The 17,915-nt window shown below is 72.8% G+C and carries 12 protein-coding genes and 1 pseudogene; 10 read left to right on the top strand and 3 right to left on the bottom strand.

Features of this window, described 5'->3' with window-relative positions; all coding sequences use genetic code 11:
* Positions 1 to 56 precede the first annotated feature (56 nt).
* Positions 57 to 1,634 (top strand): hypothetical protein, encoded by a 1,578-nt coding sequence (locus ACZZ97_RS08975; RefSeq protein WP_463472930.1) that lies wholly within the window; start codon positions 57 to 59, stop codon positions 1,632 to 1,634.
* An 83-nt stretch (positions 1,635 to 1,717) separates the two neighbouring features.
* On the opposite strand, the gene ACZZ97_RS08970 is transcribed toward ACZZ97_RS08975, so the two are convergent.
* Positions 1,718 to 2,722, bottom strand: coding sequence for a cation diffusion facilitator family transporter (locus ACZZ97_RS08970; protein ID WP_463472929.1), 1,005 nt, complete (start codon positions 2,720 to 2,722; stop codon positions 1,718 to 1,720).
* Positions 2,723 to 3,003: 281 nt separating this feature from the next.
* On the opposite strand from ACZZ97_RS08970, the gene ileS reads away from it, so the two are divergent.
* From ileS to ndk, 4 genes are all read left to right on the top strand, one after another.
* A complete protein-coding gene (gene ileS / locus ACZZ97_RS08965; protein ID WP_463472928.1) occupies positions 3,004 to 6,285 on the top strand; it encodes an isoleucine--tRNA ligase in 3,282 nt (1,093 codons plus the stop codon).
* A complete protein-coding gene (locus tag ACZZ97_RS08960; RefSeq protein WP_399540389.1) occupies positions 6,282 to 7,685 on the top strand; it encodes a bifunctional folylpolyglutamate synthase/dihydrofolate synthase in 1,404 nt (467 codons plus the stop codon). Before ileS ends, ACZZ97_RS08960 begins: the two co-directional genes overlap by 4 nt.
* The gene (locus ACZZ97_RS08955) at positions 7,682 to 8,092 is read left to right on the top strand and encodes a DUF4233 domain-containing protein (RefSeq protein ID WP_463472927.1); all 411 of its coding nucleotides are present in this window, start codon (positions 7,682 to 7,684) and stop codon (positions 8,090 to 8,092) included. The genes ACZZ97_RS08960 and ACZZ97_RS08955 overlap by 4 nt, the downstream gene beginning before the upstream one ends.
* A 92-nt stretch (positions 8,093 to 8,184) precedes the next feature.
* Complete coding sequence (ndk, locus tag ACZZ97_RS08950) at positions 8,185 to 8,601, top strand: nucleoside-diphosphate kinase (RefSeq protein WP_463472926.1); 417 nt, start codon at positions 8,185 to 8,187, stop codon at positions 8,599 to 8,601.
* A gap of 82 nt (positions 8,602 to 8,683) precedes the next feature.
* On the opposite strand, the gene ACZZ97_RS08945 is transcribed toward ndk, so the two are convergent.
* On the bottom strand, positions 8,684 to 9,607 hold the full coding sequence (locus tag ACZZ97_RS08945; RefSeq protein WP_463472925.1) for a DsbA family protein: 924 nt from the start codon (positions 9,605 to 9,607) through the stop codon (positions 8,684 to 8,686).
* A gap of 70 nt (positions 9,608 to 9,677) precedes the next feature.
* On the bottom strand, positions 9,678 to 10,310 hold the full coding sequence (locus tag ACZZ97_RS08940) for a vitamin K epoxide reductase family protein (RefSeq protein ID WP_463472924.1): 633 nt from the start codon (positions 10,308 to 10,310) through the stop codon (positions 9,678 to 9,680).
* 442 nt (positions 10,311 to 10,752) lie between these two features.
* Here ACZZ97_RS08940 and ACZZ97_RS08935 point away from each other — a divergent pair.
* The 5 genes and pseudogenes from ACZZ97_RS08935 (at position 10,753) to ACZZ97_RS08915 (ending at position 17,915) form a co-directional block, all read left to right on the top strand.
* Positions 10,753 to 13,661, top strand: a pseudogene (locus ACZZ97_RS08935) (Rne/Rng family ribonuclease).
* Positions 13,662 to 13,679: 18 nt separating this feature from the next.
* Positions 13,680 to 14,501 (top strand): hypothetical protein, encoded by an 822-nt coding sequence (locus ACZZ97_RS08930; protein WP_314104650.1) that lies wholly within the window; start codon positions 13,680 to 13,682, stop codon positions 14,499 to 14,501.
* A 55-nt stretch (positions 14,502 to 14,556) separates the two neighbouring features.
* Positions 14,557 to 15,612 (top strand): permease, encoded by a 1,056-nt coding sequence (locus tag ACZZ97_RS08925; protein ID WP_463472923.1) that lies wholly within the window; start codon positions 14,557 to 14,559, stop codon positions 15,610 to 15,612.
* Positions 15,605 to 16,528 carry a TIGR03943 family putative permease subunit gene (locus tag ACZZ97_RS08920; RefSeq protein WP_463472922.1) on the top strand — a complete coding sequence of 308 codons (924 nt, stop codon included), beginning with the start codon at positions 15,605 to 15,607 and terminating at the stop codon, positions 16,526 to 16,528. Before ACZZ97_RS08925 ends, ACZZ97_RS08920 begins: the two co-directional genes overlap by 8 nt.
* Positions 16,509 to 17,915 (top strand): hypothetical protein, encoded by a 1,407-nt coding sequence (locus ACZZ97_RS08915; RefSeq protein WP_463472921.1) that lies wholly within the window; start codon positions 16,509 to 16,511, stop codon positions 17,913 to 17,915. The genes ACZZ97_RS08920 and ACZZ97_RS08915 overlap by 20 nt, the downstream gene beginning before the upstream one ends.

Genomic DNA, 17,915 nt, shown 5'->3' with positions numbered 1-17,915 from the left:
CGGGGGTGGGTCGGGGCGGGGCGGCCCGTCGCCGACCCACGACGAGAGACCACGACATGAAGAACGACATGAGGGCCTTGCTGGCCTTCGCGACCGCCGTCACGCTGACGACGGGAGGGTTCACGGCGGCCGCGGGGGCGGCCGCCGCCGAGGTGCCGACCACGGCCGAGCAGGCGTCCGCCGCGCCGGTGACCGAGTCGCCTGCGCCTGCCGCGGTGCCGGTGCAGCCCGTGACCGAGGAGGCGCCCACGACCGAGGGCGCGCCCGGACCGGAGGCGCCCGTCGAGTCGCCCGGGCCGATCACCGACGCTCCTGTGCCGAGCGCCCCGTCCTTCGGCGCCGAGGCGGTCGAGCCCGCGGAGGCGGAGCTGACGGACACGGCCGCGGCGGCGGCCGTGGAGCCCGCCCCGGCGAGCCCGACCATCCAGTCGCCCGTGGACGACTTCATCTCGGTCGACGCGGCGGGCGGCGCCGTCGGCACCCGCGTACCCGTGACCGTCGGGGGCACGGCAGTCGCCGGGGCCGTCGTCGAGGTGACCTTCCGGCGCGGTCTGCGCGACGGAGCGACGCAGGCTCCCGTCAGCACGACGGTCGGCGACGGCGGCACCTGGTCCGTCGGAGTCGTCCTCGAGAGCGGCGACTGGTCGTTCGCCGCCACCCAGCAGCTCGTCGACGTCGACGGCGTGCCCGTCAGCGAGCGGTCCGCCCCGACCCCGGACCGGACCGTGAGGCTCTCGGCGCAGACCGCTCCTGCCCCGACGCTGGTCGGCCCGGCCGCCGGTGCGGTCTACGCCGCCGTCCCGGGTGCGCCGTCTCCCTACGATCGTCCCGCTGCTCGCGTGCCCGTGTCCGGCACGGGCACGCCCGGCGCCGTCGTCCGGTTCCTCCTGGACGGCACGGAGGTGCTCGAGTACGACGGCGGAGTGCTCGTCGGGCCGGACGGCTCCTGGGCCACGACCGTCCCCGCGCCCGCAGGCACCTACCGCGTCGCCGCGCTGCAGGACTACGTCGACGGCAGGAACGGCTACGTGAGCCAGTCGTCCCCGAGCGTCCTCGGCGAGGAGTTCACGGTCGTGGAGGCGGCTGCCCTGCCCGCACCGATCGTGACGTCGCCGGTCTCCGGTGCGGTCTTCGACACGCTCGCCCCGGAGACCGACGGCTACGTCACCGTCACCGCGGAGGGCACGGGCGTCCCCGGGGCGATCCTGCTGCCCTTCGTGGGCACCGCAGCTGAGCTGGAGGACTTCCGGGCCCGCAACGCGGCCGGCGAGATCCTCCCGTACGACTACCCGATCGTGGTCGACGAGTCCGGTCGATGGAAGATCTCCGGGATGAACCTCCCGGGCACCTACCTCTTCACGGTCGTCCAGTACGACCCGAGGTTCTCGGCGCCGGTCTTCTCGGCCGAGGCGCCCGTGGTCGAGTTCACGGTCCGGGCTCCTGGCGCGGCCCCGACGATCGTCCCCGCAGCGAGCGGCACGTCGCTCGTCCCGTCCGCGGTGCGGCCCCCCGCGCGGAGCGCGCTGGCCTACACCGGCGCCGACCACGTCGGGGACGCGGCGCTCGCCGGGCTCGCCCTGCTCGTGCTCGGCTTCGTCGCGACGCTGATCGGCCGACGCCGCCGACGGGCGTGACCTGCGACCGCGGCGCCTGACGGGCGCACGACGATGGGTCCGTTTCCCTGGGGGAGGCGGGCCCTTCCGTGCGGGGAGGCAGGTCAGCGACGCGGCTGCAGGCTCGGCTCGTCCGGTGTCGAGAGGGTGAGCACCGCCTCCTCGACGACGTCGTGCTCCTCGAGCTCGCGCTCCACGCGCCGGAGGGCGACGGCGACGTGCTCCTCGGTGTCGTCGCCCGTCATGTCGACGGCGGCGACCAGGTACAGGCGGCTCGGGCCGACGAACTCCGTGTGCAGGTAGGTGACGCGGGCGATCTCGGGCCGGGCGAGGAGGCGCTCGAGCACCGTCGTCTCGAGCTCGTCGCTCGGGCTCTCGCCGACGAGGAACCTGCGGTTGCGGTCGACGAGCACGAGGGCGACGACCCCGAGCAGCACGCCGACGAGGATCGAGCCGACCGCGTCGTAGACGGCAGAGCCGGTCACCTGGTGCAGGAAGATGCCGAGGAACGCGATGAGCAGGCCGACGAGGGCGGCGGCGTCCTCGGCGAAGACGGCGCGCAGCGTCGAGTTCGAGCTGCGGAGCACGAAGCGCAGGGTGGGCACCTGCCCGGCCCGGGCGCTGCCGCGGGCCTGGCGGAGGGCCTGCAGGAACGACGTGCCCTCCAGCAGGAAGGCCACCCCGAGCACGACGTAGTTCACCAGGTAGTCCTCGGCCTCCTCGGCCGCGCCGAGCTGCGAGATGCCGTGCTGGATCGACACCACGGCGCCGACGGTGAAGAGACCGAACGCCGCGAACATCGACCAGACGTAGGTCTCCTTGCCGTAGCCGAGGGGGTGGTCGTCGTCCCGCTGCTTGACGCCGCGCTTGTCGGCGATGAAGAGGAAGATCTCGTTGCCCGTGTCGGCCCACGAGTGCGCCGACTCGGCCACCATCGACGCGGAGCCCGTGAGGAACGCCGCGACGGTCTTCGCCACGGCGATCAGCAGGTTCGCCAGGAACGCCACGATCACCGTCGTCGTGCTCTCCGGCTTCGGCGCGGGCCCGGTGCCGGGCTCGGTGGGCGACGCGGTCGCCGCGGGCGGCGCCGCGGAGGGCTCTAGTGTCATGCTGCCGATTCTGCACTGCCTGCACCTGATCGCGTCCCGCCTCGTCGGCTCGTATGATGGACGAGCACTGATCCGGCCATCACCGGGGAGCACTCGGCAGAACGCGTCGATCGTCCCGACACCGGGGCAGGAGGCGTCACTAGACCCGAGCGGGGCAGGCCCGTCACAGCCGCAGCAGAGAGGTCGTCCCGTCCGGGACGGCAAGCGAGGTGGTACCGCGCCGACCGAGAACCCTCGGCAGGCGTCCTCGTGGACGGACATCCGCAGCACCTGGAGCCCCCATGGCCTACAAGCCGGTACCCGCATCGCCCCGGTTCCCCGACGTCGAGCAGGGCGTGCTCGCCTTCTGGCGTCGCGACGACACCTTCCAGGAGTCGATCCGCGCCCGCGAGGGCCGCGACGAGTGGGTCTTCTACGACGGCCCGCCCTTCGCCAACGGCCTGCCGCACTACGGCCACCTCCTCACCGGCTACGCCAAGGACGTGTTCCCGCGGTACCAGACCATGCGCGGCAAGCAGGTGCACCGCCGGTTCGGCTGGGACACCCACGGCCTGCCCGCCGAGCTCGAGGCGATGCGCCAGCTCGGCATCACCGAGAAGCACCAGATCGACGAGATGGGCATCGGCGCGTTCAACGCGGCGGCGCGCAGCTCGGTGCTGCAGTACACCGACGAGTGGCAGGGCTACGTCACCCGCCAGGCCCGCTGGGTCGACTTCGACGACGACTACAAGACGCTCGACGTCGGCTACATGGAGAGCGTCCTCTGGGCCTTCAAGCAGCTGTGGGACAAGCAGCTCGCCTACGAGGGGTTCCGGGTGCTGCCCTACTGCTGGCACGACCAGACGCCGCTGTCGAACCACGAGCTCCGCATGGACGACGACGTCTACAAGATGCGCCAGGACCAGACGGTCACCGTCGCGTTCCCGCTCGTCGGGGCCAAGGCCGAGTCGCTCGGCCTGACCGGCGTCGAGGCGCTCGCCTGGACGACGACCCCGTGGACGCTGCCGACCAACATGGCGCTCGCCGTGGGGCCCGGCATCTCGTACGTGACGGTGCCGCACGCCCTGCTGCCCGGCGAGCGCACGGGCGACCAGCAGCTGCTCACGGGCAGCGTGTTCCTGCTCGCCGCCGACACCCTCGCGGCCTACGCGAGGGACCTGGGCTACGAGTCGCCCGAGGCGGCCCAGGCCGCCGTCACGGCGACCTTCGCCGGCGCCGAGCTCGAGGGCGTCGAGTACGACCGCATCTGGGACGTCTACGCCGACACGGAGGCGTGGGGCACCGAGAACGCCTGGCGCCTGCTCGTCGCCGACTACGTCGCGACCGGCGAGGGCACCGGCATCGTGCACCAGGCGCCCGCCTACGGCGAGGACGACCAGCTGGTCTGCGCCGCCGCGGGCATCCCCGTCATCGTGTCGGTCGACGAGGCCGGCCGGTTCCTGCCGATGTTCGACGAGCTCGGCGTCGCCGGGCTGCAGGTGTTCGACGCCAACAAGGTGCTCGTGCAGCGCCTCCGCGCCGACGGCCGCCTCGTGCGGCTCGCGAGCTACGAGCACAGCTACCCGCACTGCTGGCGCTGCCGCAACCCGCTGATCTACAAGGCCGTCTCGAGCTGGTTCGTCCGCGTCACCGACGTGCGCGACCGCATGGGCGACCTCAACCAGGAGATCACCTGGGTGCCCGAGAACGTGAAGGACGGCCAGTTCGGCAAGTGGGTCGCGGGCGCCCGCGACTGGTCGATCTCGCGCAACCGCTACTGGGGCTCGCCGATCCCCGTCTGGCGCAGCGACGACCCGGCGTTCCCGCGCACCGACGTCTACGGCTCGCTGGCCGACCTCGAGGCCGACTTCGGCCGCCTGCCGACGAACGAGCAGGGCGAGCCCGACCTGCACCGTCCGTACATCGACGACCTGACCCGGCCGAACCCCGACGACCCCTCGGGGCTGAGCACGATGCGCCGCATCGAGGACGTCTTCGACGTCTGGTTCGACTCGGGCTCCATGCCGTTCGCGCAGGTGCACTACCCGTTCGAGAACCAGGAGTGGTTCGAGTCGCACGCCCCCGCCGACTTCATCGTCGAGTACATCGGGCAGACGCGGGGCTGGTTCTACGTCATGCACGCGCTCTCGACGGCGCTCTTCGACCGGCCCGCGTTCTCGAACGTGATCAGCCACGGCATCGTGCTCGGCTCGGACGGCCAGAAGATGTCGAAGAGCCTCCGCAACTACCCCGACGTCTCCGAGGTCTTCGACCGCGACGGCGCGGACGCCATGCGCTGGTTCCTGATGTCGAGCTCGGTCATCCGCGGCGGCAACCTCGTCGTGACCGAGGAGGGCATCCGCGAGGGCGTCCGGCAGTTCCTGCTGCCGCTGTGGAGCACCTACTACTTCTTCACCCTCTACGCGAACGCCGCCGACGGCGGCAGCTCGGGAGGCGAGGGCCGGCACGTCGCGGACGGCCTGGTCGCGACCTGGCGCACCGATTCCACCGACGTGCTCGACCGGTACCTGCTGGCCAGGACGCGCCTCCTCGTGACCGACGTCGAGCGGCACCTCGACGCGCTCGACTCGCCGCTCGCGGCGGCCGCGCTGCGCGACTTCGCCGACGTGCTCACCAACTGGTACGTGCGCCGGTCGCGCGACCGCTTCTGGGCCGGCGACGACCGCGACGCCTTCGACACGCTCTTCACCGTCCTCGAGACGGTCACGCGCGTGGCCGCGCCCCTGGCGCCGCTCGTGACCGAGGAGATCTGGAAGGGCCTCACCGGCGGTCGCAGCGTGCACCTCACCGACTGGCCCGACGCCTCCTCGTTCCCCGAGGACGACGCCCTCGTCGCCTCGATGGACGCCGTCCGCGCGATCGCGTCGTCGGGCCTGGCGCTCCGCAAGGCGACCGGACTGCGCGTGCGCCTGCCGCTGGCGCGCCTCACCGTCGTCGCGCCCGACCCGGCCGGCCTCGAGCCGTTCGGCTCGATCCTCCGCGACGAGCTGAACGTCAAGGAGGTGGCCTTCACGCCCCTGACGGAGGAGAGCCTCGGCGAGTGGGGCGTCACCCGCAAGCTGACCGTCAACGCCCGTGCCGCAGGGCCCCGCATCGGCAAGCAGGTGCAGCAGGTCATCCCGGCCGCGAAGAAGGGCGATTGGGCCCCCGCCGGCGAGAACGTCGTCGTGGGGGGCGTCGAGCTGCTGCCCGGCGAGTTCACCCTCGAGCTGGCGGTCGACGACCCGTCGGCGGCGATCGCGTTCGTCGGCGACGGCGGCTTCGTGCTGCTCGACACCGCCACGACGCCCGAGCTCGAGGCCGAGGGCCTGGCCCGCGACGTCGTCCGGGCCGTGCAGCAGGCACGCAAGGCCGCGGGCCTCGACGTGTCCGACCGGGTCGTGACGACCGTGGCGACCGACGCGGCCGCGGCCGCGGCGCTCGGGACGCACCGCGAGATGGTGCAGGCCGAGACCCTGACGACCGAGCTGGTCGTCGACGTGCAGGACGACGTCGCGGCGCGCGACGGGAAGGTCGCGGTCGGCTCCGGCTCGGCCGTGACGGTGGAGGTGCGACGAGCGTGAGCCCGAAGAAGAGCAAGAAGGACGACGGCGTCGGCCCGGAGGACGGCGAGTTCGCCGCCGAGGCGACCCGGGTGCACGACGAGCTGCTGGCCCGCGTGGGGGAGTCCGCCCCCGAGCCGCGCCTGTCGGCCACGCGCCGCGCCGTCGAGCTGCTCGGCGACCCGCAGCGCGCCTACCCCGTCATCCACATCACGGGCACCAACGGCAAGACGTCGACGAGCCGCATCATCGAGAGCGTCCTCCGCGCCCACGGGCTGCGGACCGGGCTCATGACGAGCCCCCACCTCGTGCGCCTCAACGAGCGCATCGTCGTCGACGGCGAGCCCATCAGCGACGAGCGCCTCGTCGCCAACTGGGACGACATCCAGCCCTACCTGACGATGGTCGACACCGAGCTCGAGGCGGCGGGCGAGCCGACGCTCACGTTCTTCGAGGCGCTCACGGCGCTCGCCTTCGCGTGCTTCGCGGACGCCCCGGCCGACGTCGTCGTGCTCGAGGTCGGCATGGGCGGCGAGTGGGACAGCACGAACGTCGCCGACGGCCAGGTCGCCGTCTTCACGCCGATCGCGCTCGACCACCAAGCCCGGCTCGGGTCGACCGTCGAGGCCATCGCCCGGACCAAGGCCGGCATCGTGAAGCCGGCCGCCTCCGTCGTCAGCGCGGCCCAGCTGCCGGAGGCGCTGGCCGAGCTGCAGCGCGCGGCCGAGCTCACCGAGTCGTCGCTGGCCGTCGAGGGCGTCGCCTTCGGCGTCGAGTCCACGACGGTGGCGGTGGGCGGTCAGGTCGTCACGATCCGCGGCGTGGCGGGCCGCTACGAGGACCTGCTCCTGCCGCTCTTCGGCGACCACCAGGCGCAGAACGCGGCAGTCGCGGTGGCCGCGGTCGAGTCGTTCCTCGGCAGCGGCAGCCAGGCGCTCGACCACGACGTGCTCGCCGAGGGGCTCGCCGCGGCGACGTCGCCCGGGCGGCTGCAGATCGTGGCCAACGAGCCGACCGTCCTCGTCGACGCGGCCCACAACCCGCACGGCGCGCGAGCGCTCGCCAAGGCGATCGACGACTACTTCCAGTTCGGCCGCGTCGTCGCGGTGCTCTCGGTCCTCGCCGACAAGGACGCCGCGGGCATCGTCCGTGCGCTCTCCGGCACGGTCGACCAGTTCGTCGTCACGCAGAGCGGCTCCGACCGCTCCGTGGACGCCGACGAGCTCGCGGCCGTGGCGGTCGGCGTCGTCGGAGCCGCACGCGTCGTGGTCGAGACCGATCTCGTGGCGGCGCTCCGCACGGCCCGCGACCTCGCGGACGAGGCCGAGGGCGACGAGCCCGGCGGCATCGTGGTGACGGGGTCGATCACGCTGGTCGGCGACGTGCTCGCGCTCTCGCAGGCCGAGGGCGGGCTCTCGTGACCGAGGCGCCGCCTCCTGCGGACCCCACCGGCCCCGCGCGCCCGACGCGTCGCGCACGTCGACGCGGCGCGGCCGAGAGCCTGCTGTCGATCGTGCTCGTGCTCGAGGCCATGTCGCTGTTCTTTGTCATGCTCGTCGTCAACGGGCGCGACCTGCTGCCCACGGGCGTCGCGTTCGGCGGCGGCCTCGGCGCCATCGTCCTGATCCTCCTCGTCTCGCGCACCCTGCGCTGGCGGTGGGGGATCGTGCTCGGCTGGGTCGTCCAGCTCGGGCTCGTCGCCTGCGGGCTCCTCGACCCCGTCATGTACGTGGTCGCTGCCCTCTTCATCGCGATCTGGACATACTGCCTCGTCAAGGGCACCCAGCTCGACCGCCTGAACGCGGCGCGCTTCGGCCCGCAGCCCTGACCGCCCGCAGCCCTGACCGCCCGCGCCGTCGCGACCCGCCACGAGCCCACCAGCCCCCCGAACCACCACCCGCCCCACACGAAGGAGCACCAGTGACCGACCTCCAAGAGACCCTCGTCCTCGTCAAGCCCGACGGCGTCGCCCGCGGCCTCACCGGCGAGATCCTCCGCCGCATCGAGGCGAAGGGCTACTCGCTCGTCGACCTGCGCCTCGTCCAGGCCGACCGCGACCTGCTCGCCCAGCACTACGAGGAGCACGTCGGCAAGCCGTTCTACGAGCCGCTCGTCGAGTTCATGCAGAGCGGCCCCACCGTCGCGATCCGCGTCGCGGGCAACGGCGTCGTCCCGGGCTTCCGCTCGCTGGCCGGCACGACCGACCCCACCGCCGCCGCCCCCGGCACGATCCGCGGCGACCTCGGCCGCGACTGGGGCCTCGCCGTGCAGCAGAACCTCGTGCACGGCAGCGACAGCCCCGAGAGCGCCGCGCGCGAGCTCGCCCTCTGGTTCTGATCTCTCTGACATGACGGAGGGGCGGTGCAGGTCCCCCGGGACCTGCACCGCCCCTCCTTCGTCGATCGCGACGGGACCTGGGTCAGGGGGTCGGCGTGGCCGTCGACCCGGGCAGCTCGCCGGTGCTCGTGTCGCCCGTCGGCTGTCCCCCGGCGACCTCGGCCACGAACTGCGCGAACGCAGCGGCGTCGGTGGGCGAGCCCTGGTACTGCTGGCCGTTGACCAGGACGGTCGGCGTCGCGGACACCGCCGCGAGGTCGGAGTTCGGCAGCGGGTCGTTCAGGGCGCGCTCGGTCGCGGAGGCGACCCAGTCGGTGAACTCGCCGTCGGTGATGCAGGAGGCGACGGCAGGATCGTCGGCACCGGCGCCCTGGACCAGCGTCACCAGCTCGTCGTTCGTCAGGCCGGTCGTGTTCTCGGCCGGCTGCTGGGCGAACAGGGCGGTGTTGACGTCGAGCGCCGTGTCGGGCTGGTAGTTCGCGACGCAGGCCAGGGCGTTCGCCGACCGGGTCGAGTACTTCGACCCGAGGCTCGCGTTGTCGAGGAACCCGAGGGGGTGGATCTCGAGGTCGGCCGCGCCCTGCGTGACCCAGGTCTCGAGCTGCTCGGCGTTCGTGGTGTCGAACTGGCCGCAGTAGGGGCACATGTAGTCGAGGTAGACGACGATGCTCGGCTTCTCGGCCGTGCCGGCCGCGGACGGCGTGGGGGAGCCGTCGGCGGGCGTGGCGTCCGTCGTGACGGCGGAGACGGTCGTGCCGTCGCCCGAGAGCACGATGCCGTCGCTGGCCATGTTCAGGGGGCCGGGGCCCGCGGGCGCGAGCGAGCGCGTGATCACCAGGGCCACGACAGCGAGGATCGCGAGCACGCCCACGACGAGGCCGCCCTGCAGGGCCCACTTGTTGCGGCGTCGGCGCTTGGCCTCTGCCTCACGCGTGACACGGGCCTTCTCGCGGGCGGACTCCCGTCGTTCGCGCTTGGTCTCTCCTGGTCCGGCTGGTGGCGTCATGGTTCCTCGCTCGTCGGTGTCGGTGGCCTCGTCGACCCTCTCGCACCTCCCCATGGGGAGGCTGAGCGGCTCAGCGGAGCAAGGTGGGCAGGAGGAGCGGGAACTGCACGAGGATCACCGTCGCGACGACGACGTAGTTCAGGACGGGCAGGATCCAGGAGAACGGCAGGAACGCCGCGGCTGCCCGCTGGAGCCGGCCGTGCGGCACGGTCACGCCGCGCGCGAGGCCCCACACGAGCAGGATCCAGAAGAGCGGGATGGTCACCGACCAGACGAGCATGCACCACGGGCAGAGCGCCCCGATGACGAAGACCGTCTGGGTGAACAGCCACGTGACGAACACCCAGGCCAGGAACACGCCCGCCGTGAAGGCGACCCAGAACCACCGGGCGAACCGCGCGCCGGCGAGCAGCCCGACGCCCACGGCGACGGGCGCCGCGAACCCGACGAGTCCGAGGATCGGGTTGGGGAAGCCGAACAGCGAGGCCTGCCAGCTGTTGATGACGGGCGAGCAGCCGACGAACGGGTTGACGTCGCAGCCGAGCGAGGCCGTCGGGTCCTCGAGCAGCCGGAACTTGTCGACGGTCAGCGCGAACGAACCGAGCAGCCCCACGAGCCCGACGATCACCAGGAGGACGGCGGGGACGACGACGGGTCGACCCGTCGACGGGTGGGTTCGCTGAGGCGCTCTCTGCTCGGTCACGACGACGATCATCTCACCGTCCCGATCGTGGTCGGAGGTGAGGCGTGCGATAATCGAGCCAGTCGCGGGGCGTGAGTCCCGGGATCAAGACTTTCCGGGCCGTGCTGCACCGCGGGGCCGTCGGCAGGTCGGCCTCCACGAGTGGCCGTCCTCGCGGGCGGGCACCGTCAGGTGGCAGCTAGATCCGGGCCAGGGCGCAGTCGCCCACCGCCGGACAGCCAGTTCCGGACAGAGCAACGAAGAACCTGACGTCGACGAACGACATCCGGGGAGACGCCCGCAGAGACGGGCGCCGGCTCCGGCTGACCGAACGCGACGTCGCTGACGATGCGCGCCGTGAGAGGGCGCGGTGGTCGCAGGCAGGTGCACGGCGCCTCCCGGCCACGACACGAGACCACCCGGCGACGGCGATGCCGACGGCGGGTCGAGGAGCACACCAGCAGTGGTGGACAAGAACGACAACGACAGAGACGGCCAGCCGAAGAAGAAGAGGGGCCTGTTCGCCGGGCTCCTGTCGCGCCAGGTGCCCGCACCGGCGACGACCGCGCGCCGCGCGCTCGGCACCGCCCCCCACGACCGGAACGACGACGCCCAGGAGGCTTCCCCCGTGACCACCGAGAAGGAGGTCGGGGCCGAGGCCGCGACCAGCAGCATCGACACCGCCCGCCCCGCCCAGCCCGAGGCCGTCGTCGACACCGAGGCCGTCCAGGCCGACATCGCCGCCGTCGCGCCGCCGCGCGCAGAGGCTCCTGCGGACGACGCGGGCGACGTCTCCGCTGCCGAGTCGGGTCCCATCCCGGCCCAGCTCACCACGACGAGCCTGATCTTCCACGCGCCCGAGATCCTCCCCCTGCCGGCCCGGCCGGGGCGTCGTCGCCACGACGACGAGTGGGACGACCGCGACGACCGCGACGACGACGACCGCGACCAGCGTGACGACGACCGCGACGACGACGACCGCGACGAGCCCCAGCGCGGCACCTCGCGCCGTCGCCAGCGCGGCCGCTCGCAGGACAGGGAAGAACGCGACTCCGAGCAGCGCCAGGGCGGCGACCGTCGCGAGCGGCCGCAGCGCCAGGTCGAGCTCATCACCGAGCCGCAGCGCATCAAGGGCTCGACCCGTCTCGAGGCCAAGAAGCAGCGCCGCCGCGACGGTCGTGACGCCGGCCGCCGCCGCACCGTCATCACCGAGGCCGAGTTCCTGGCCCGCCGCGAGAGCGTCGACCGCAAGATGATCGTCCGCTCGTCGGGCGACCGCATCGAGATCGGCGTGATGGAGGACGGCACGCTCGCCGAGCACTACGTCGCCAAGGCGCAGAACGTCTCGCTGATCGGCAACGTCTACCTCGGTCGCGTCCAGAACGTGCTCCCGAGCATGGAGGCGGCGTTCGTCGACATCGGACGCGGCCGCAACGCCGTCCTCTACTCGGGCGAGGTCGACTGGGACTCGCTGTCGAACGGCAACCAGCCGCGCCGCATCGAGCTCGCGCTCAAGCCCGGCGACCGAGTGCTCGTCCAGGTCACGAAGGACCCGGTGGGCCACAAGGGCGCCCGTCTCACGAGCCAGATCTCGCTGCCCGGCCGCTACCTCGTCTACGTGCCCAACGGCTCGATGAACGGCATCAGCCGCAAGCTGCCCGACACCGAGCGCGCGCGCCTCAAGAAGATCCTGAAGGAGGCGCTGCCCGAGAACGCGGGAGTCATCGTCCGCACCGCGGCCGAGGGCGCCACGGAGGAGCAGCTCACCCTCGACATCACGCGCCTCACGAACCAGTGGGCCGACATCAGCAGCAAGGTCGAGGCCGGCAACGCCCCGGCGCAGCTGCACTCGGAGCCCGACCTGCTGATCAAGATCGTCCGCGACGTCTTCAACGAGGACTTCCACGAGCTCGTGATCGACGGAGACGACGCCTACGACACCCTCCAGTCGTACCTGTCGGCCGTCGCGCCCGACCTGCTCGACCGCGTGAAGCGCTACGAGGGCGACCGCGACGCGTTCGACGAGCACCGCCTCAACGAGCAGATCGAGAAGGCGCTCGACCGCAAGGTCTGGCTGCCCTCCGGCGGCTCGCTGGTCATCGACCGCACCGAGGCCATGACGGTCGTCGACGTCAACACGGGCAAGTTCGTCGGCTCCGGGGAAACCTCGAGGAGACGGTCACGAAGAACAACCTCGAGGCCGCAGAAGAGATCGTCCGCCAGCTGCGCCTCCGCGACATCGGCGGCATCATCGTCGTCGACTTCATCGACATGGTGCTCGAGTCGAACCGCGACCTCGTGCTCCGCCGACTGGTCGAGTGCCTCAGCCGCGACCGGACCAAGCACCAGGTCGCCGAGGTCACCTCGCTCGGTCTCGTGCAGATGACGCGCAAGAAGCTCGGCCTCGGCCTGGCCGAGTCGTTCGCCGAGGCAGGCAGCGCCGCACGCGTGCAGGAGCAGCAGCCCCGCAAGGGCCAGGAGCAGCGCCGCCGTGGCGGGGCCCAGGCAGGCAAGCAGGGCGGCTCGGCCGGCGCCTCCGGCGGTCAGGGTCGCGGCTCGGCCGGCCAGGGCGGCCAGGCGGGCTCGTCGGCACACCCGACGACCGGCACGCACGCCATCACCGACGACGTGAAGAACGCGCTCTCGCGCATCGCGGCGTCGACCATCGCGCACGCCGAGGACGGCGACCGGCCGGCCGACAGCGACAGCGCCGCCACGGCTGCGGCCGCGGTCGAGGCCGCCATCGACGCCGCCGCGGCCTCGGTGTCGTCCACGCGACCCGACGAGGCGCAGGACGACTCGTCCGACGAGCCGCGTCGCAGCCGTGGCGGCCGCAAGGGCCGTCGTGGCTCGCGGTCCCGTGACTCCGAGCAGGGCGAGCAGCAGGGCGGACAGCGCGACGCGCAGGCCGACGACCAGCCGGCTCGCGAGACGGCCCCGGTCGTCGAGGCGCCGACGTCGGCACCCGTCGTCGAGGCTCCGGCCATCGAGGCTCCGGCCGCCGACGTCGCCCCCGCGGCGGCGCAGCAGCCGGCCGCGGCCGCCGAGCCCGCGGCCCCGGCGAAGCGCGGCAGCCGCCGTGCGGCGTCGACGGCCACGGTCACCCCGGAGGCGTCCGTCGCGATCCTCGACATCCCGGTGGCCGCGACCCGTCGCGAGCCCCGCAAGATGAGCACGCACGACGCCGAGCAGATCCTCGACAGCGTGCTCGGCGCTCTTCCCGAGCCCAAGCAGCCCGGACAGGGCCGCGGCCGTTCGCGCCGGGCCTCGAGCTCGGGCACGACGACGGCAGCCGCGTCGTCGGACGCGTCCGAGCAGGCCGAGGGCGGACCGTTCATCCTCGGCGTGGGGGTCAGCTCCGACGAACTGTGACTCGTCTAGGGTGACGGAGTGACTTCGACACCGCAGCCCGACGCGGCGACCGACAGGTCGTCCCGTCGGGCTGCGGTGTTCGTGCGCCGGGCGGCCTCCGAGGTCCGCGGCCTGCGGTCCGACCAGGGCCGGAGCCGCCTGCTGGCCGCCGCGACCGCCCTCGGCGTCGTGCTCGTCGCACGGTTCGCCCTGGGCCTCGCGGCGCTCGTCGGCTCGGCGCTCGGCTACTCGGTGACGCCCTGGCCGAGCGACTTCACGGCGACGCCGGTGGGCCAGTTCCTCGGCAGCTTCGTGTTCTACCCGTTCCCGTTCTACCTCGTCGCGTTCGTCGTCCTGTTGCTCGTGCGCCCCGTCGACCGTGGCTCGTCGCTGCCCCGGGCGCTGCGCCACGGTCTCGTCGCCGGTGCCGCGGGCACCGTCGCCCTGGCGCTCGTCGGCATCGTGCCCGGGGTGGCGGCGTCGCTGAGCGGGGGCACCTGGGTCAACCTCGCGCTCTACCTCACGACCATCCCCTTCACCGCCGGAGTCGTCGACACGGCGCTGCTGCTCGTCGGCGTGGTGCTGGCGTGGCACGCGTCCCGTGCGGCGACGCTCCTCGGCGACCCGGTCGACGTCGAGTCCCGCGGCGACGAGGGGGCCGCCGCCGACCCGGTCGAGCCCGGCCCTGCACCCGTCGAGGTCACCACCGTCGAGGAGGTGCCGGCCGACACCTCGGGACGTGTCCAGGACTCGGCACGCGAGCCCGCCCCCGCGACCCGGCCCACGCCTCCTCGGAGCTCCTCAGCCGCCGACGACTGGTCGCGCTTCGCGCCCCCCGCCGCCGACGGGGACGACCGGTGAGGGCTCCGCTGCGCGAACGCGACGCCCTCCACCGCGCCGCCGACGGGGACGACCGGTGAGCTCGCCCCTCCGCGAACGCGACGCCCTCCGTCGAGCCGCCCACGAGCACGCCCCCGCCCGCCGGTCGAGGCGAGGACCGCTGCTCGCGGTCGGGATCGGCATCGCGGTGGTGCTCCTCGTGCTGCGCGTCGCGAGTCCGACGCTCGGCTCGCAGCTGCTGCCCGACACGCTCCAGGACTTCGTCACCCTCACCATCAGCGTGATCGTCGAGTCGGTGCCGTTCGTGCTGCTGGGCATCGTCCTGTCGATCATCGTGCAGGTCTGGCTGCCCCAGGCGTTCTTCACCTCGTGGCTGCCTCGGCAGCCCCTGCTGCGCCGCGCCGTCATCTCGTTCCTCGGCATGTTCCTGCCGGTCTGCGAATGCGGCAACGTGCCCCTGGCGCGGGGGCTGGTGCTCAAGGGCTTCACCGTCTCCGAGTCGATGACGTTCCTGCTGGCCGCCCCGATCCTCAACCCGATCACGATCATCACGACGCACCAGGCGTTCGGCTGGAGCGACGGCATCCTCGTCGCCCGGCTGGCGGGCGGGTTCCTCATCGCGAACCTGATCGGCTGGCTCTACAGCCGCCACCCCGATCCCGAGAGCCTGCTCACCCGGTCGTTCGCGGCCGAGTGCGCCCTGCCGCAGGAACACGGCCACAGCGGCGCCTCCAAGCTGCGCGAGAGCGTCGAGCTGTTCCGTCGCGAGATGTCGACCATGATGCCGGCGCTGTTCATCGGCGCCGCCGTGGCCGGCGGCATCCAGACCGCGGTGCCGCGCTCGGTGCTCGTCACCCTGGGCAGCAACCCCGTCTGGTCGGTGCTCGCGATGATGGTCCTGGCCTTCGTCATCTCGCTCTGCTCCAATGTCGACGCGTTCTTCGTGCTGCCGTTCGCGTCGACCTTCATGCCCGGCGGCATCGCGGCGTTCCTCGTCTTCGGGCCGATCATCGACGTCAAGATGCTGGCCCTCCTCCGCACGACGTACCGACCGCGCACCCTCGCGCAGCTGACCCTCGTGGTGGCCCTGACCAGCGCCGCCATCGGACTGGTGGTGAACTACTTTGCCTGACTCCTCCTCGCGCGACTCCTCGCGCGCTCCCGGCGCTGCCCGCACGCCGTTACGCCTCGACGCCGTCTCGCGCCTCGCCGATCGCTGGCAGGGCGTGCTCCTGACCCTCGTGGTCGGCATCTCGACCTTGTGGCTGTCGGCGACGGGGCAGCTCGTGCTCTACATCCACCCGCGCTACGTGGTGTTCACCGTCATCATGATCGCGATCGGCATGGTGCTGTCGCTCGGCGTGCTCGTCCTCGCGCCGTCGTCCCGCGACGCGGGAGTCGAGGACGACGGGCACGGCCACGACGGCCACAGCCACGGGCACGCCCACGACGCACACGCGGACGAGCTCCGTGCCCCGGCCGAGCGCCCCCGGCGCCGCCGTCGTGGACGCGCCGCCGCCCGCACGGCCGCCGTAGCCGGGGGCGCGCTCGTCACCACCGCCGTCGCCGTGTCGCTCGTCGTCCTCCCGCCCGCGACGCTGACGAGCGCGACGGCCGGCCAGCGCGACGTGAACTCGTCCACCGCCTCCCTCGCCGGCACGAGCGTCGAGGACGCCGCCTCCGCCGACGCCGACGCCTACGCGGCGTTCTCGGTGCTCGACTGGGCGGGGCTGCTGCGGCAGACCAGCGACCTGTCGTTCTTCGAGGGCAAGACCGCCGACGTGGTCGGCTTCGTCGTCCCGGCCGGCGACGACCCCGACGTGTTCTACGTGTCGCGCTTCGTCGTCACCTGCTGCGCCGTGGACGCGCAGCCGGTGGGCGTGCCGGTGCACCTCGTCGACTGGCGCAGCCAGGTGTCGGCCGACGAGTGGCTCGACGTCTCCGGCGGCTTCCAGACGAACCCGAGCCGCACCTCGAGCGACCCGATCGCCCTGGTGCCCGACGAGCTCGAGAAGGTCGGCCAGCCGAGTGACCCCTACCTCTACTGATCTCTGGGCGGCCGACGGCGATCTCGACGAGGCGGACCGGCACGCCCGGCAGCGGCGTCGCTTCGTCGCGCTCGTCGTCGTGCTCGCGCTCGTCTGCACGGTGTTCGGGGTCCTCACGCACCTGCAGGGGCCCAAGCTGGCCGACGTCCAGGTCGACACGACGGCCGTCGTCGACCGGTCGGGCCAGCAGCTCCGCCTGTTCGCCAACCAGCCCGTGGCGCACGTCGACCCCGAGCAGGTGACCATCTCGCCCGCCGCCGACTTCCGGGTGCAGACGTCGGGTGACGTCGTCGCGGTCGAGTTCGCCGGCCGGCTCCGCTACGGCACCGACTACACCGTCACGGTGCAGGGCGTCTCGAGCGTCTACCAGGAGCGCGACGCGACGCTCCGCACGACCTTCAGCACGGACCCGGCCGTGACCTGGCGCGTCGTCCACGGCGCCGAGGGTGCCGACGACGTCCTCGAACGGGCCTCCCTGCTGGGAGGCGGCGACCGGACCGCGGTCTGGTCGGCCCCCCGCATCCAGGCCTTCCAGGCCTTCGACACGGCCGTCGCCGTCGTGACCGACGACGGCGAGCAGTCGACCCTGAGCCTCGTCTCGGACGACGGCGTCGCCGCCGAGACCCTGCCGCTGCCCGAGGGCACCGGGCTGATCACGAAGCTGGGCGCGGACGCCGCGACGACCACCCTGGCGTTCTCCTGGCGGCCCCAGGGCTCCGAGCAGGAGCTCCTGTACACGCTGCCGCTCCAGGGCCAGCGCGCCGTCGCCCCCGTCCTGTCGCTCTCCGGCCAACCCGTGTCGGCTCTCGACTGGGCGGTCGTCCCGGGCCAGGCGAGCCTCGTCGCCCAGTCGGGCGACGAGCAGGTGGCCGTCTACGACCTGGCCGGCACCGCGCCTCCTCGTCCCCTCGGCACCTTCGTGGCCCTGCAGGGCGTCTCGCTCGACGGCCGCGGCATCGTGGCGGCGACGGCGCTCCAGGCGTTCCGCGTCGACCTGGCGACGGGGGAGCAGACGCCGATCCCGTTCTCGGCCGTCGAGGGCGGCACGCCCTACCGGGGCGACCTCGTCGCCGTCGCCGCGACCGAGTACGTCCAGCAGGTGGCCGTCCCGGCCGACGGCGGGGCCAGCTTCACGAACCTGATCGTGTTCGACGACGAGGAGGAGGCGCGGGTGCTGTTCCGCCCCGCGGGCGAGTCGTCGCAGATCGAGGGCTTCTCCGTCTCGCCGAACGGGCAGTACCTGGCCGTCGAGACCGCCTCGGCCGACGACACCACCGACTACAGCTACACGATCGACCCGGTGCCGCAGGGGACGACCACGACGGTCGTCGACGTCGAGACCGGTGCCGTCGTCGCGAGCTTCACGGGCCACGCTGCGGCTTGGTGA

This window comes from Frigoribacterium sp. AC512, from assembly GCF_979258295.1.
The sequence above is the reverse complement of the archived record's forward strand: the minus strand, read 5'-3'. Positions and strand labels throughout refer to the sequence as shown.